This window comes from Leptospira ainazelensis (genome assembly GCF_016918785.1).
GTDB lineage: Bacteria > Spirochaetota > Leptospiria > Leptospirales > Leptospiraceae > Leptospira > Leptospira ainazelensis.
Genome location: NZ_JAFFPT010000079.1, coordinates 497,501 through 511,112, shown reverse-complemented (window position 1 = coordinate 511,112; position 13,612 = coordinate 497,501). Strand labels below are relative to the sequence as shown.

14 protein-coding genes (1 of these 14 only partly in view) are annotated in these 13,612 nt (G+C 42.9%); 7 read left to right on the top strand and 7 right to left on the bottom strand.

Annotated elements, in window-relative coordinates; all coding sequences use genetic code 11:
• The first annotated feature begins 2 nt into the window (after positions 1–2).
• Together uvrB and JWG44_RS21265 are read left to right on the top strand one after the other, a co-directional pair.
• Complete coding sequence (gene uvrB, locus JWG44_RS21270) at positions 3–2,003, top strand: excinuclease ABC subunit UvrB (protein ID WP_205277019.1); 2,001 nt, start codon at positions 3–5, stop codon at positions 2,001–2,003.
• 16 nt (positions 2,004–2,019) lie between these two features.
• Positions 2,020–2,619 carry a rhomboid family intramembrane serine protease gene (locus JWG44_RS21265; RefSeq protein WP_205277018.1) on the top strand — a complete coding sequence of 200 codons (600 nt, stop codon included), beginning with the start codon at positions 2,020–2,022 and terminating at the stop codon, positions 2,617–2,619.
• Here the strand turns inward: JWG44_RS21265 and cutA are convergent.
• From cutA to JWG44_RS21250, 3 genes are all read right to left on the bottom strand, one after another.
• A complete protein-coding gene (gene cutA / locus JWG44_RS21260) occupies positions 2,616–2,948 on the bottom strand; it encodes a divalent-cation tolerance protein CutA (protein ID WP_205277017.1) in 333 nt (110 codons plus the stop codon). The genes JWG44_RS21265 and cutA overlap by 4 nt on opposite strands.
• Positions 2,949–3,044: 96 nt before the next feature.
• Positions 3,045–3,623 carry a hypothetical protein gene (locus JWG44_RS21255; protein ID WP_205277016.1) on the bottom strand — a complete coding sequence of 193 codons (579 nt, stop codon included), beginning with the start codon at positions 3,621–3,623 and terminating at the stop codon, positions 3,045–3,047.
• The gene (locus JWG44_RS21250) at positions 3,620–4,105 is read right to left on the bottom strand and encodes an LIC_10730 family protein (protein ID WP_205277015.1); all 486 of its coding nucleotides are present in this window, start codon (positions 4,103–4,105) and stop codon (positions 3,620–3,622) included. Before JWG44_RS21250 ends, JWG44_RS21255 begins: the two co-directional genes overlap by 4 nt.
• 413 nt (positions 4,106–4,518) lie before the next feature.
• On the opposite strand from JWG44_RS21250, the gene JWG44_RS21245 reads away from it, so the two are divergent.
• Positions 4,519–5,811, top strand: a complete 1,293-nt coding sequence (locus JWG44_RS21245; protein WP_205277014.1) for a serine hydrolase domain-containing protein — start codon at positions 4,519–4,521, stop codon at positions 5,809–5,811.
• Positions 5,812–6,184: 373 nt separating this feature from the next.
• Here JWG44_RS21245 and JWG44_RS21240 read toward each other — a convergent pair whose 3' ends face one another.
• From JWG44_RS21240 to JWG44_RS21230, 3 genes are all read right to left on the bottom strand, one after another.
• Positions 6,185–6,802, bottom strand: coding sequence for a TetR family transcriptional regulator (locus tag JWG44_RS21240; RefSeq protein WP_205277013.1), 618 nt, complete (start codon positions 6,800–6,802; stop codon positions 6,185–6,187).
• 3 nt (positions 6,803–6,805) lie between these two features.
• Positions 6,806–7,795 carry an aldo/keto reductase gene (locus JWG44_RS21235; protein WP_205277012.1) on the bottom strand — a complete coding sequence of 330 codons (990 nt, stop codon included), beginning with the start codon at positions 7,793–7,795 and terminating at the stop codon, positions 6,806–6,808.
• Between the two features lie 278 nt (positions 7,796–8,073).
• Complete coding sequence (locus JWG44_RS21230) at positions 8,074–8,769, bottom strand: DJ-1/PfpI family protein (RefSeq protein WP_205277011.1); 696 nt, start codon at positions 8,767–8,769, stop codon at positions 8,074–8,076.
• A gap of 110 nt (positions 8,770–8,879) precedes the next feature.
• Here JWG44_RS21230 and JWG44_RS21225 point away from each other — a divergent pair, with 110 nt between their 5' ends.
• Together JWG44_RS21225 and JWG44_RS21220 are read left to right on the top strand one after the other, a co-directional pair.
• Positions 8,880–9,572 carry an HAD-IA family hydrolase gene (locus JWG44_RS21225; protein ID WP_205277010.1) on the top strand — a complete coding sequence of 231 codons (693 nt, stop codon included), beginning with the start codon at positions 8,880–8,882 and terminating at the stop codon, positions 9,570–9,572.
• 314 nt (positions 9,573–9,886) lie between these two features.
• Positions 9,887–10,507: a trimeric intracellular cation channel family protein gene (locus tag JWG44_RS21220; RefSeq protein ID WP_205277009.1), complete on the top strand. Its 621-nt coding sequence runs from the start codon at positions 9,887–9,889 to the stop codon at positions 10,505–10,507.
• Between the two features lie 38 nt (positions 10,508–10,545).
• On the opposite strand, the gene JWG44_RS21215 is transcribed toward JWG44_RS21220, so the two are convergent.
• Positions 10,546–11,133 carry a TetR/AcrR family transcriptional regulator gene (locus JWG44_RS21215; RefSeq protein ID WP_205277008.1) on the bottom strand — a complete coding sequence of 196 codons (588 nt, stop codon included), beginning with the start codon at positions 11,131–11,133 and terminating at the stop codon, positions 10,546–10,548.
• Positions 11,134–11,219: 86 nt separating this feature from the next.
• On the opposite strand from JWG44_RS21215, the gene JWG44_RS21210 reads away from it, so the two are divergent.
• Together JWG44_RS21210 and JWG44_RS21205 are read left to right on the top strand one after the other, a co-directional pair.
• The gene (locus tag JWG44_RS21210) at positions 11,220–12,218 is read left to right on the top strand and encodes an alpha/beta hydrolase (RefSeq protein ID WP_205277007.1); all 999 of its coding nucleotides are present in this window, start codon (positions 11,220–11,222) and stop codon (positions 12,216–12,218) included.
• A 480-nt stretch (positions 12,219–12,698) separates the two neighbouring features.
• On the top strand, positions 12,699–13,612 hold the 5' portion of the coding sequence (locus JWG44_RS21205) for a hypothetical protein (RefSeq protein ID WP_205277006.1). 91 nt of this gene lie beyond the right edge of the window; 914 of the gene's 1,005 nt are visible here — the first part of the coding sequence; its start codon is at positions 12,699–12,701; its stop codon lies beyond the right edge, outside the window.

Sequence of the window (13,612 nt, the reverse complement as noted above, 5' to 3'; positions counted from 1 at the left end):
AGATGTCCGCAATTTTTAAAATTCATTCCGCATATCAGCCCGCAGGAGATCAGATCAAGGCGATCGAAACGATCGGGAGTTCGTTTCAAAAGGGGGAGCAAAAGATCACCCTAGTCGGCGTCACCGGTTCCGGAAAAACCTTTACGATGGCCCAAGTAATCCAGACCTTAGGACTTCCCACCTTGGTTCTCTCGCATAACAAGACTTTGGCGGCACAGTTGTTCCGCGAATTCAAGGAATTCTTCCCTGAAAACGCGGTCGAATATTTCGTTTCCTATTACGACTACTACCAACCGGAAGCGTATGTCCCTTCTTCGGATACGTTTATCGAAAAGGACAGTTCCATCAACGAGGAGATCGATAAACTCAGGTTGAGGGCCACTTCTTCCTTATTGGAAAGGGACGACGTCGTGATCGTAAGTTCGGTTTCCTGCATCTACGGTTTGGGTTCTCCGGAAGAATACACGAACTCAGTGGTTTCTCTCAAGGTCGGAGATACGATCGAAAGAGACGCGGTCATTCGAAAACTTCTTCACATCCAATACAATCGAAACGACATCGACTTCTCCAGAGGTAATTTCCGGGTCCGAGGGGATTCCATCGAAGTTTATCCAGCGTATCATACGGACGGGATAAGAATCGAATTTTTCGGAGACGAGATCGATTCCATCAGTAGAATCAATCCCGTTACCGCGCAGACGATCATTAAATTAGAAAAAGCTTATATTTATCCCGCAAAACACTTTATCACTTCCGGGCCCAAGGTGAAAGAGGCGGTCGAGAACATCAAAGCCGAAGTGGACGCACAGGCTGATTTTTTTCGTAAAAACGGAAAACTTCTGGAAGCGGAACGGATCGTATCCCGCACCAACTACGATATGGAAATGCTCCAGGAGATGGGTTACTGTAACGGAATCGAGAATTATTCCAGACATCTCACTGGAAGAAAGGCAGGCGAAAGACCCGCTTGTTTACTCGATTACTTTCGAGGGGATTTTCTTTTGATTGTCGACGAGTCTCATGTGACGATTCCTCAGATTGGGGGAATGTTTGCGGGAGACAAGGCGAGAAAACAGACGTTAGTCGACTTTGGCTTTCGTCTTCCGAGCGCGCTCGACAACAGACCTCTCAACTTCGACGAGTTCGAAAAGTTGACTCCGAAAACTTTGTATGTTTCCGCGACTCCGTCGGAATACGAATTGGGAAAAAGTTCGAAAGCGGTGGAACAGATCATTCGTCCTACGGGGCTTTTGGATCCTCTCGTCGAAGTGCGAACCACAAAAAATCAGATCGAAGACCTTCTTGTCGAAATCCGTAAAAGGATCGAAGCGGGGGAACGAGTTCTCGTAACCACACTGACAAAAAAAATGTCTGAGGATTTGACCGATTACTATGAAGAGATCGGTTTGAAGGTCGCCTATCTCCATTCCGAAGTGGAGACGTTGGATCGTGTCGCGATCATTCGGGATTTGAGAAAGGGGATCTACGACGTTCTCATCGGTATCAATCTTCTGAGAGAAGGGTTGGATATCCCCGAAGTTTCTTTGGTCGCGATTTTGGACGCGGACAAGGAAGGTTTTTTAAGAAATTATAAATCTTTAATACAGACGATCGGACGCGCGGCGAGAAACGTCAACGGAACGGCAATTCTTTACGCGGATAGAATCACGGATTCGATGGCGAAAGCGATCGACGAAACAAAACGGCGTAGAAAAATCCAAGAAGATCATAATACGAAGTTCGGAATCACTCCTCTTACGATCAAAAAGGACGTAGGCGATATCATTGAAAGGGAAGAGAAGGAACAAACTTCGGAAGACCTGATTCTCGAAGATATAGAGAAGAAGTTTAATCCGAAGAAATTTCCGGATCGCGCCGTGTTTAAGGAAAAACTTCACGAAGAAATGATGAAAGCCGCCAAGGACTTGGACTTTGAACGGGCGGCGATTTTAAGGGATAAAATGCTTTCCATTCATATAGAAGATCCATCGATCGAAAAATAAAATGTAGGAACTTGTTTTGATTACAATATTGATCTGTCTCGTCACGTTCGGCGTTAGCGTCTGGTGTTTTTCTTCCGAAACTCAACTTAGAAAATTCATTCTTACCCCTTATCGACTCGTAAGGGATAAGAATTATTATACTCTTTTGACATCGGGTTTTATTCACGCGGATTGGATGCATTTGATTTTTAACATGGTTTCGTTCTATTCTTTTGGCAGGAATCTGGAGAATACGGTAGGCCCGGTGAAATACGTTCTCTTTTATCTTGGGACAATTTTAGTCACGAGCGTTATTTCTTGGAGAAAAAATTTAGACAACCCTCTTTACGCCACGTTAGGCGCCTCGGGTGGAGTCTGCGGAGTTTTGTTCGCGACCGTCCTCTTTTATCCCGGTCTTTCGCTTTATATGATGTTTATTCCGATCCCGATCCCCGGAGCGATCTATGCGGTTCTGTATTTGGTTTATACGTATTTTTCTTCTAAGAGTTCCCAATCCGACGGAATCAATCACGACGCGCATCTTTGGGGTGCGTTGTGCGGAATTGCGTTCGCCCTTTTGCTGGATCCTCAGATCATCGGGAGAGTGATGAGAAATTTATTAGGAAGCGGAGATTAACCCGCTTTTTCTATCTTTGTTTTGATGAACTTTTTGTAATTTTCCGATCCAAAACTTACGTCCATACGGATGATTTCGGGCGCCAGATAAGGATGTTGTTTCATGATGTATTCTTCTATTTTCGGATATTGATCCGCTCTTGCTTTGATCATGATTTTATTTTCAGTATCCATCGCGATCTTTCCATCCCACTGATACATTAGGGTTACGTCCGGAAAAATGGTTCCGGAGATGATGATCCCTTCTTGTAGCATTTCCGAGATCTGTATCTCTGCTAGGTCTCGATCGCTGAGTGTGGTAAATACGATGATTTCATTTAGATCAGCCATGGTTTCTCCGGAGGGAAAGAATGATTCATTTTCATTCTTTGGCAAGAAGTTTTCATTCTATAAGTTGAATTGAAGAGATAAAATTCAGGACGTAGATTATCGAGTACGAGGGTGCGCTAAACGCGGTCCTCTGCTTCTCCTTCGGCTTTCTTCAAAATAATCAGTACAGTTCGAAGCGCAGTTCTGAACACATTCGGCTAACAGATCCGAGTTGGAAGTTCGAACATACCTGCTCGTCAAGTTTAAACTTCTCTTGCAACCTTTGGTGCAATCGGGATGGAGAAAAATGCAGGAGTATTTCCATGAGTCTTGCGAATTGCGATCCCGGATTTCTTTGACGGGCCCGTTCGATTTTTTTTCTTTCGATTCTTCGTTTTCTTCCGTTTCTTCCAATTCGATTCCGAGGAGATCCGGGTTCGGATCGATATCTCGCGAAGTAGCGATCACTTCGCGGCCGTTTTTGAAAATCGGTTTGTCCGAATCCTTCCCTCCGGATTGAATCTGCGTAACTTGCATCTCGGATCGAAAATCCGAGGTTGTTTTTGGCGGCTTGGATGTTTCGAATGAGCGGGTTTTCCGGATACAATCGGTAAATAGGAAGATCAATAAAGTGAAACTGAGAATTCTTACTATGATTCTCAAGCGCAGAAGCGTCTTATCGTTGTTAGAGATCATTGCGGCTGCGGACCGGGGTTTGTGGGAAAGGTTCTTGTCTCCCCGGAAAGAATTCTGCTCGGTAAGGGAAGGTTGCAGAATTGATTGCACCGATCCATACATTGACGCTGTTTTGCGCTTCTATAACCTATGATCGGTAAGAAGATGGAAGTAAACGGATACCATTCTTCCATACAGTTTCCCTGGCACTTGGAAAGAAGTTGTGTACAAGCCTTTTCGTAAGAGAAGGTGGGATCTCCTTCGCGAACCAATTCCAATCCTTCGGGACCGAATGCGTTTTTTTTTCCTTCTTTGCTCAGCTTGGCTCGTTCCGCCTGAGTGAGATTGGCTTCTTCCGCAGTGGGAAAGGCGTCGGGAGAAGGGGCCTTTTTTAAATTCTTATCGTTACCATCCCAATCGACGCGCATGAGGCAGGAAACGCTCGCGATTTGAATCAGGACGAAAAATATCAGAAAAGAATGTTGAATACATCTTGAATTCATCGGATTTTCTATTCGATCGGCTTGTCTTGATTGTTTCAAAAGATTGTAAAAAAGCTACACAAATTCGAAAGAAGGAAATCCGAAGAAACTGAAATTGTTTTTGTAAAAGCTAAAATGAATAGATCCGGGCCTTTTCACCTTTAGCGGAAAATTTTGACGATTCGGATTACGATTTTGCGCCAATTTTCTTTTTTCGAAGTTAGTTACTCTTGTGCAAGAACGGTCTTAGGATCGGGATAAGTTTTGCGGTTTGTTATTTCGGATAAAATAAACGCATGCTCTCCGACACGACGTTAATCAGAATCGAAGAAAAATTAGCGACCGAGGGGAATGAGGAAATAAATTTCAAAAAAATAAAATTCAAAAGAAAAAGAATCGATTTGAAAGTCTGTGATTCGAGACTGAAGACATCTATGAGAATTCGGCTTACAGCGTGTCCCAAAACCGTATTTTATTTTGTCGGAAAGATCAAGCTGCAAGGTTCTGTACCATTTTTGGGACAGGTTCTTATTCTGATTTGGATCGGATTGATTCTTTCCTGCGCGTCCACACAACCGGAAGGCGAGGTTCTTTTAAAAAGCGCTTCGCGTTCTTTTCCTCCAAAACGATTGGATCGAACCCCGTTTGAGGGATTTCCCGTCGCGCTCCCCGAGGAAACTTCTTTAGATTCGATTCCTCTGGTTCGACTGTCAAAATCCATTCGAGAAGAAGGGATTGAAGTCCGTTCTTTATTGATCGTCAAAGACGGAAAAATCGTAATGGAACGTTATGCAGGCGGTGTTACGCGCAACCACAATCACAGCGTTTATTCCGTTACAAAGACGGTCACTTCCACTTTATTAGGAATTCTTAACTTAGAAGGAATTCTAAAAAACGTAGACGAACCCGTGATGAACTCTCTGCGTTCGCTTGGAAATCTACCGTTTCCTCTTTTAGAGGGAAAAGAATCCCTTCGTTTGAGGGACGTTTTGCACATGGCTTCCGGAATGCGTTGGTCCGAGTTTTCGGAAAGGGACGATATCAGAACTGCGGAAGATCCTCTCGTCATCGCGTTGTTACCGGAAGTCAAAGACAAACCGGGAACTAAGTTCGACTACAGCAATGGAGATTCTCAGTTAGCCGCGGCGGTTCTCGAAAATAAATCAGGTATGACTCTTTTGCAATTTGCGGAGAAAACTCTTTTTCCTTGGCTCGGTTTTAAAGGTTATGAATGGTACACTTCTCCTTCCGGAAGACAAACCGCCGGTTTTGGGCTCAGGTTGAAACCGATCGATATGGCTAAGTTGGGAATGTTGTATCTCGACAACGGAACTTTTCGCAGTAAAAAAATTCTAAAACCCGCCTGGGTAAAACAGGCGATCCAACCGGGTGCTGCGCAGAATTACGGATATCAACTCTGGACTCATCAGTTTGAAGGTAAAAAAACCTTTATGGCGAACGGAAAAGGAAGTCAGTTTGTGTATGTGATCCCGCACAGAAGAATCGTGATCGTGACCACATCCGCGATTTGGGACAAGCCGATCAGCTTTCTGTTGGATAAGATTCTTACGAGTTTGAAGGAATCCTTGGATTCGAAGGATAAGAAAAAAAATCAAGAGAAAGAAGAGGAGTTCCTACGGGAAATCCACGAAGCCTCGATTACGATCGGAAATTCCGCGCTCTGGAAAGATTTGGACGAACCTCATCTGACACATCATTCACCCTGAATTGGTCTGATCGTTAGGAAATAAATTTCCATTCTAAACTTGCCTGGAAGTGAACTTAGGGCTTCGATTTTCCAGTTGGATCGTTGTTTTTTTTATCGGAAGAAATTTTGTTCAATGGGAAATTTGTTTTGGATGTGGGAACTCCTAAAAAAGGACCGCATTTGTATTTTTGAGAATTCTAAAATTTCAATCGAGTCTTGTTTTCAGAAAGAAGAAGTCTTCCTTTGAGCGAAAATTTAGGGAGTTCCCGCACTTCTTTGGTTTTAAAACGAAGCCGGAGATTCTTTTGAGGGAATCCGCAACGGGGTGGAACTTTCCTATGTGCTTGTTTGTCGGAACAACGGAAGTAGGAATTCCTTTGAAAAAGGAGTTCCTACTTTTTCCCTTTTACGGAGGGTTTTGTTTTCAAACCGGAGATCAAGGTTTCGAGGAGGGTTTCTAAAAGAAGGGTTCTCTCTTCATCGATCGATTCTAAGACAAGTCTGGGATGATGGAACGCGGCGGTTCCTTCAAAAAGAATTCTCGCACCTTCCTTCGCGCTCGAACATTGGAACATCCCGGATTTCATTCCTCTGGAAATGAGATCTTCCAGAAGATTCGCCATTGTTGTGAGATGAGAAACAACAAAGGGTCTTGTTTTTTCGGCGGAAAGATTGAAGGCGGTAAAGAGTTTTGGATCTAAGAGAATTTTTTCTCGTTTCAAAGAATGGAGAGTAAGAAACCATTCTTTCAGAATTCCATCGATGGGTTCTTCTTTGGCGGAAATTCTTTCGAGTTCTCGATCGATTCTATCCAACCATTTCTTGGAAACCTCGTCTAAGAGGGCTTGTTTATCGGAAAAAAATTTGTATAAGACCGCGTGACTGACCTTGAGGTCTCTCGCAATGTCGGTCAGTTTCAAACGCTCGACCCCATTTTTCCGAATTTCAGTTTCTGTGGAATCGAGCGCTTTGTTATAGAGTTCTTCCGGCGTTAAGCCTGTTCTGGGCATACTTCATCTTGCTACCGTCTGCATCTGAGGGGCCGGATAACGTTCTCCTTGAAAAGATCCTTCCGGAAAAGAATCGCTCATTCTTATCAATTCTTCCGGACTCAATTCGATCGAGAGCGCTCCTAAGTTCTCTTTCAGACTACTCGTTCTTGTGGATCCCAATAAAGGAACGATATCGTTCCCTTGATGAAGAACCCAGGCAATCGCAAGTTGTGCAGGCGTGCAGTTTTTTTCCTTTGCGAGTTCTTGAAGCACATTGACTCGCTCCAGATTGGATTCAAGGTTTTTTCCCATAAAGCGAGGAGAATGGGATCTAAAATCTCCTTCCTGCAGATTTCCTGCGATTTTTCCGGAAAGCAATCCTCGGGAAAGAATTCCATAAGGAACGATTCCGATTCCAAGTTCTCTTGCGGTGGAAAGAATCTCCTTCTCTATGAGCCTTGTCGCCAGAGAATATTCTATCTCCAGGGCCGTCACCGGATGAATCTTATGCGCCCTTCTTATATTTTCAGGAGAAGCTTCCGAAAGACCTAAGTAACGAACCTTTCCTTCCTTTATGAGTTCTGAAATCGCACCGACGGTTTCTTCGATCGGAACATTCGGATCCACACGAGAAGGTTGGTAGATGTCGATCACGTCGACTCCCAGACGAACGAGAGAATAGGCCGCAAAATTCTTCACTGCTGTAGGCCTTGCGTCGTATCCGCTAAAACCGCCTTGAGGAGTTCGGAGCGCTCCGAATTTTACGCTAATCAGAGGTTCGGAAGAAGTGGTCTTGAGCGCTTCTGAGATTAGGAGTTCGTTGTGTCCGATTCCGTAAAAATCTCCGGTGTTAAGAAGATTGATTCCCGCATCCAGGGCGGCGTGGATCGTCCGAAGACTTTCCGCTCGATCTCTCGTTTCCTGATTCCCGTAGAAGTCCGACATCCCCATACAACCAAGTCCGACTTCCGAAACCTGAGGGCCGTTTGTTCCTAATTTTTTTTTTTTCATCAGGGTTTTCTCCTTTTAGTTACAAATAACAAAATATGTTATTTGTAACTAAAAGTCAAGACTTTCTCGTGAAAGGGAAGAGTGTGAGTTCCTACTTTTCTAGTTAGAGTTGGAAAATTATGTCTCTTTAGGTTAGAATCGGGATTTCCAGCAGGAACTCGGATCGAACTGGAAGGAGAAAAAAGGACTTTTGATTTTGGAAATTCGAGATTCTTCCGAGGTTTTCAAAAAAAGGGGAGTTCCCACATTTCCCCGTTTTTAGGGAAGAATCCAAAACTTCACATCTTGGAACGGGAATCTAACACACGGATCGCGGCGGCCTTTCTTCGGTTTTGCGCGGTTTCTCGGCTTCCCTTTACTTTGTCTACGAGGTGAGAAGTCGCAGTGGTCGGATGACCGGATGTAAACGGAGGAGCCGGGTTGTATTCTATCATCAATTGAATTTCTTCCGCGAGTTCGGTTCCAAAAAATTCGGCGGTGAGAAAAAGGGCGAAATCGATTCCTGCGGTGACTCCTCCGCCCGTGATACGATTTCGATCTTTGACAAAACGTTCTCCCGAAATCTGAACGGGAAATAATTTTAAGACATCCAAAGAAAGCCAATGGGTTGTCGCCTTGTAACCGTCGAGAAGACCTGCTGCGGCGAGGACCAAGGAGCCGGTACAAACCGAAGTGATAAATTTAGAATTCTCGGCTTTCTTTTTGAGAAAGTCTAAAACTTCGTAGTCTTCCATCAGATGTGTAGTTCCCGAACCTCCGGGTACAAGAAGAATGTCTAGGTCGGGGCAATTCGAGAAGTCATAGTCGGGAATGAATTTCATTCCGGATTCCGTAGCGATCGTTTCCTTCGATTGGGCGAACAAGAAAACCCTTGCTTTTGGTATTCTCGAGAACACTTCAAAAGGACCGGTGAAGTCAAGTTGTGTGACACCCGGAAAGATAAAAATTCCAATGGAAAAGTTTGAACCTGACATAGACTCGTAGAATGAACCTTAGAATTTCTCTTACAAGTCCTTTTTGATTTTAGAAGAATCACTTTCGAAACCTGGATGCAAAAACGGAAGGGTTTTCAAAACTCAGTCTTGTGAGTCATAATCGATATTTATTTTTAGATGTGGGGGATACAATTCTTCACTTAAAAAAAGCCGCCGGAGAAACGTATCTTGAAATTCTTTTGGACGCGGGTCTAAAAAAAGAAAAGAATGCGGGTGAAATCTTTAGAAAAGCGTTCTCCGAATCCTGGCATAAGATGAATGAGAACGCTCCTCCCGATCATCGGGACAAGTATCAGTTTCATCCGGGCGGAACCCCCGGATGGTGGAAAGAATTGTTAAACGACTTTCTTATGAGAATTCCCGAGAGTGTTCCATTGGAACAGGCGTTTCCGATCATCTATAACCGGTTCGCCGATCCTGAACTTTGGGAAGTGGATCCCGGTTTTTGGGAACTCAAGGATTATTGTAAAACTCAAGGCTGGGGATTGGGAGTTATATCCAACTGGGATCATCGTCTACGGAACTTGCTCGATTCCAAAGGAATATTAGAACATTTGAATCCCGTGATCGTAAGCGCGGAATTCGGATACGAAAAACCTTCTCCGAAAATTTTTGAGGAAGCGATGCGCCTCGTAAATCTTCCTCCGGAATCCTTGGTCTATTGCGGAGATAAATTCGATCTGGACGTGGTAGTTCCGAAATCTCTCGGATGGAGATCCTACTTAAAAAAGGAAGACGGCGACATTCGGGACCTTTCGGAGTTGATTCGACATTTGTCCTAGTAAGCAGTGCGTGAGAGTATATATTTTGATATTCTAAATTTTGCGGATGCCTTTTACGGATTTAAGAATTTACTTCAAAGAATTATCGAGATCCGGAAAGGTATAAACTTTTATAGTTCCGGCAAGAACGAATGCTACTAAAAAAAATCGAAAGCGGACTTCAAGTCCGTTCCGGAAAAAAAATCTCTGAATCTTTTCGTTCAAAGATCGAAAGAAACGAATCGGTAAAAAAACAGGAGCAAAAAAACGGCTGAGTCTGATCGATTCAAACTGAAAAATCGAATTTTAAAAAGAAGAATCAAAAAAAGTAAATTATGGATTTATCATATTATATAGAACTTATCGGAGTCGGATTTTTTGCGATCTCGGGCGCTCTGGCTGCCGCGGAAAAGAAAAGCCATCACAACGATATCTTTAGCGCGTTTTTTACCGGGTTTATTACCGCGATCGGCGGAGGAACGCTACGAGACATTACTCTGGGGAATTATCCCGTCGCGTGGGTTCGAGACCAAAACGTTCTCTGGGCCATTTTTTTCGGCTTTGTTCTGACGATACTTTTTGCGCGTTATTGGGTACGTTTTCGAAGGGAAATTTTTCTTTTTGATTCCATCGGAATCGGAATTTATACCGTGATCGGAACCAAGATCTCTCTCGCGGCGGGAGTCAATCCTTTTGGCGCCGTCATTTTGGGAATGGTTTCCGCAATCTTTGGCGGTGCGATCCGCGATACTCTGATCAACGAAATACCTTTGATTTTTAGAAAAGAAATCTATGCCACTGCCTGTTTAGCGGGCGCTACTCTTTATGTAGTATTCGATTATTTGCATATAGATGAGAATTGGAATACGGGTTTTTCCGTTTTCATAGTTGTTTTCATCCGTGTGATTGCGGTCCGTTACAATCTTTCCCTTCCGAAATTCAGATTGCCGGAATGAACTCATAAATTTAAGAATAAAGGCTCTTTTCCAAAATTTTAATTCTTCTTCGAATCGACTTTGAGTTGATTTACGATTCCGGGAACGGCGAGAGACGTGAACCAGTTCGAGATCGTTTCCGAATCCCAGTCCAAATCCTTTCTCAAAAGATAGGATAATAAGCCGAGAACGGCGCCGGAAAGATAATGCGAGATGTATTGGTACGGAAAGGAAGAATTTTCATATTTTTCCCTTAGAGTAGAATGAGTTCGATAGGATTCTTCGGATAAGAAATCGGAAAGTCTAATGTGAAACTCGTAAGACACCGATTCTTGAAAGATTTGTCTGTAGAACGGGCGGTTCTTTTTTACGTTTTCAAAAAGATAAAATGTGAGCGGTTTACCTTCGGACAATAAGGAACTCGCATCCAATTTTTTAACCTTTTGTTCTTTTTCTAAAAAAACATACTGAAATGTCTTCCAGAGAAGTTCCTCCTTCCCGGTAAAATAACTGTAAAAATTCGCCCTTGTCATTCCCGAATCCTCTGCGACGTCGCCGATCGTAATCTTAGAATACTCCATATTTAGAAAGCGAACTAAAAAGGCTTGGATGATGTTGTTGTATTGTTTCTCTATTTTTTTGGACATAAAAATTGACACCTGTATAATTTTGAAAGTAAGATGATCCTTTTCCAAATATACAAAAAGAAACTTTTTCGGAAAACCTGCAAAGTATGAAACTTAAATTTTTTCTTTTGAGCCTCCTCACTTTTTGTTATTGCGGAACTTTTCCTTTGGAAAGAGGAGGAAGTTATCTGAATACGACTCACTGGCAAAGATATCAGAAATTTCTTCCGGAGAGTCTAAAGGTCAAAGACGGTAAACTTCCAAAGGAAGAATATTGGGCCTGGAATCATTTGCAAATCCATCTCGACCGATATGAGAATTCGAATTCAGAATGTAAGGTATTTCTAATACACGGAGGTGGAGGAAACGGAAGAATTCTCGGTTCGATGGCGAAGTTGGTTTTCGATCTCGGCTGTGAAGTTATCGCTCCGGATCTACCCGGTTTCGGACTGACTCTCACTGATAAAAATTTTAGAATGGAATACAAAGACTGGGTTTTATTGTTAAGCGACTTGATAGAAGTAGAAAGAAGGCCCAAAACAAAGATCGTTCTTTTCGGTTTGAGTATAGGCGGAATGCTTGCCTATCAAGTTGCCGCCGAAAATGGAAATATACAGGGTTTGATTGTGACGACTCTCGCGGATCTCAGGCGAACCGAAGTGCAAGACGCGGTGGCAAGCAGCCGTATTCTAAGAATTTTGGGGATCCCTTTGACTTCCTGGTTGAGCTGGTTCACGGATGATCTATACGTTCCGATTCGATGGTTAAGTAAGATGGAACTGATTACGAACGATCCCGATTTTTCGAAAGTGTTTTCCGAAGATCCTTATGCGGGCGGAGGGAAGGTAAGTTTTCGTTGGATGAGAACGATTTCAGAATTTCAACCAAAGGTAGAACCGGAATCGTTTCGTGTTTGTCCGATTCTTTTAGCCCATCCCGGGTTGGATCCGTGGACTCCACTGGCCATTAGCCGACCATTTTTTGATCGGATTCCAGGGGAGAAGAAGTTTGTCCTTTTGGAAGGCGCAGGACATTTTCCTTACGAAGAACCCGGTTTGTTTCAGTTAAAAACCGCGATCGCAGAGTTGATACATTCTATTCTATGAATATAATAAAATTGGACTCAATATTGGAATTGATTCGATCGGAAAAAAGAAGGAGATCCAGTGTCGTCGACATATCCAAGTTTAGTCCTTTGGAAGTTTTATCTCTCGTATTTCGATATGAATTTGAGTTTTCTTATCCTAAGAAGGAATTCATTTTTTTTCGTTCCTCATTCTTTTGCTCGTTCCCAATTTGTTAGTCCAAGATTTTGAAATTATATCTTTTGAATATCGGTTCAAGTTTCTCAGCATTCTTATAATCATGGGAGTTCGATTTGGAAAAATAGAATCTGTCCGACTTCTTTGAGCGAGGTTCAAATTGAAGAAGGGAACAAAATTCCTAAAAAAATTTCCGCTGAAAAGAGGAATTCTTCTTGAGGGCTTTTAGGTATTCCCTTAATAAGAATCCGGCTTCTTTTCTGTAAAGAGGTTCAAAAGAATTCTAAAATAAAAATCTTAAAAGAGTCGGAAAAAAGAGGAATTATGGGCGGAATCGTATCCAATTTTAATCATCCAAGGTTCAAGGCAGACGATCCGAGAGGACACTATGAAAGTTGGTTTGTAAGGGCGAATCATCCTTCTTTAGCAAAGGCCGTCTGGATCCGTTATACGATCTTTTCGCCGAAACTTCATCCTGAAAAAGCGATCGGAGAACTATGGGCGATTTATTTTGACGGAGAGAAAAATTCTCACTTTGTTTCCAAATCGGAATTTCCGATCGTTTCTTGTTCGTTTCAATCTTCGCCTCTTTTGATTTCGATCGGAGGTTCACAACTAACGGATTCGTATCTCATCGGAAAAGCGGGAAATAAAAAAGGTCCAGAGAATTTTTTTTGGGATCTTAAGATATCCGGAGGAAGTCCTCCGCTTTTTCTCTTTCCTGAAAATTTATACGAAGGCGGTTTTCCAAAGGCGAAGGTGTTGGTTGGAAATCCTTGGATAAAAATTTCCGGGACGCTCAAACTTGGGACTGAAGAAATTCAACTTCAGGATTGGATCGGAAGTCACAATCATAACTGGGGATCCAAACACACCGATCGTTATGCTTGGGGACAGGTTGTGGGATTTGAAGAAGAGCCGGATTCCTTTTTGGAACTCGCAACCGCGAAGTTAAAGATCGGTCCGTTTTGGACACCTGCGATAACTCCGATCGTATTTCGGTTTCGAGGAAAGGATTACAAACTCAATCATCCGCTTCGAGGTTTTGGGCGCGCTAAATATCGTTATTTCGATTGGAATTTTGGAGCGAGTTCGAACGAAATTTCGATCAAAGGAAGAATTTTTGCCGATCGTCAAGATTTTGCATGTCTTCAGTATTGGAATCCTCCCGGAGGATGGAAATACTGCCTCAATAGTAAAATCGCAAACGCCGAAATTTTTGTAAAAAGAAAAGAGGA

Excerpts from the sequence above, each read along its gene's own strand:
- uvrB (WP_205277019.1), top strand. The coding sequence starts at position 3 with ATGTCCGCAATTTTTAAAATTCATTCCGCATATCAGCCCGCAGGAGAT.
- cutA (WP_205277017.1), bottom strand. The coding sequence starts at position 2,948 with ATGGCTGATCTAAATGAAATCATCGTATTTACCACACTCAGCGATCGA.
- JWG44_RS21255 (WP_205277016.1), bottom strand. The coding sequence starts at position 3,623 with ATGATCTCTAACAACGATAAGACGCTTCTGCGCTTGAGAATCATAGTA.
- JWG44_RS21250 (WP_205277015.1), bottom strand. The coding sequence starts at position 4,105 with ATGAATTCAAGATGTATTCAACATTCTTTTCTGATATTTTTCGTCCTG.
- JWG44_RS21245 (WP_205277014.1), top strand. The coding sequence starts at position 4,519 with ATGAGAATTCGGCTTACAGCGTGTCCCAAAACCGTATTTTATTTTGTC.
- JWG44_RS21240 (WP_205277013.1), bottom strand. The coding sequence starts at position 6,802 with ATGCCCAGAACAGGCTTAACGCCGGAAGAACTCTATAACAAAGCGCTC.
- JWG44_RS21235 (WP_205277012.1), bottom strand. The coding sequence starts at position 7,795 with ATGAAAAAAAAAAAATTAGGAACAAACGGCCCTCAGGTTTCGGAAGTC.
- JWG44_RS21230 (WP_205277011.1), bottom strand. The coding sequence starts at position 8,769 with ATGTCAGGTTCAAACTTTTCCATTGGAATTTTTATCTTTCCGGGTGTC.
- JWG44_RS21220 (WP_205277009.1), top strand. The coding sequence starts at position 9,887 with ATGGATTTATCATATTATATAGAACTTATCGGAGTCGGATTTTTTGCG.
- JWG44_RS21215 (WP_205277008.1), bottom strand. The coding sequence starts at position 11,133 with ATGTCCAAAAAAATAGAGAAACAATACAACAACATCATCCAAGCCTTT.
- JWG44_RS21210 (WP_205277007.1), top strand. The coding sequence starts at position 11,220 with ATGAAACTTAAATTTTTTCTTTTGAGCCTCCTCACTTTTTGTTATTGC.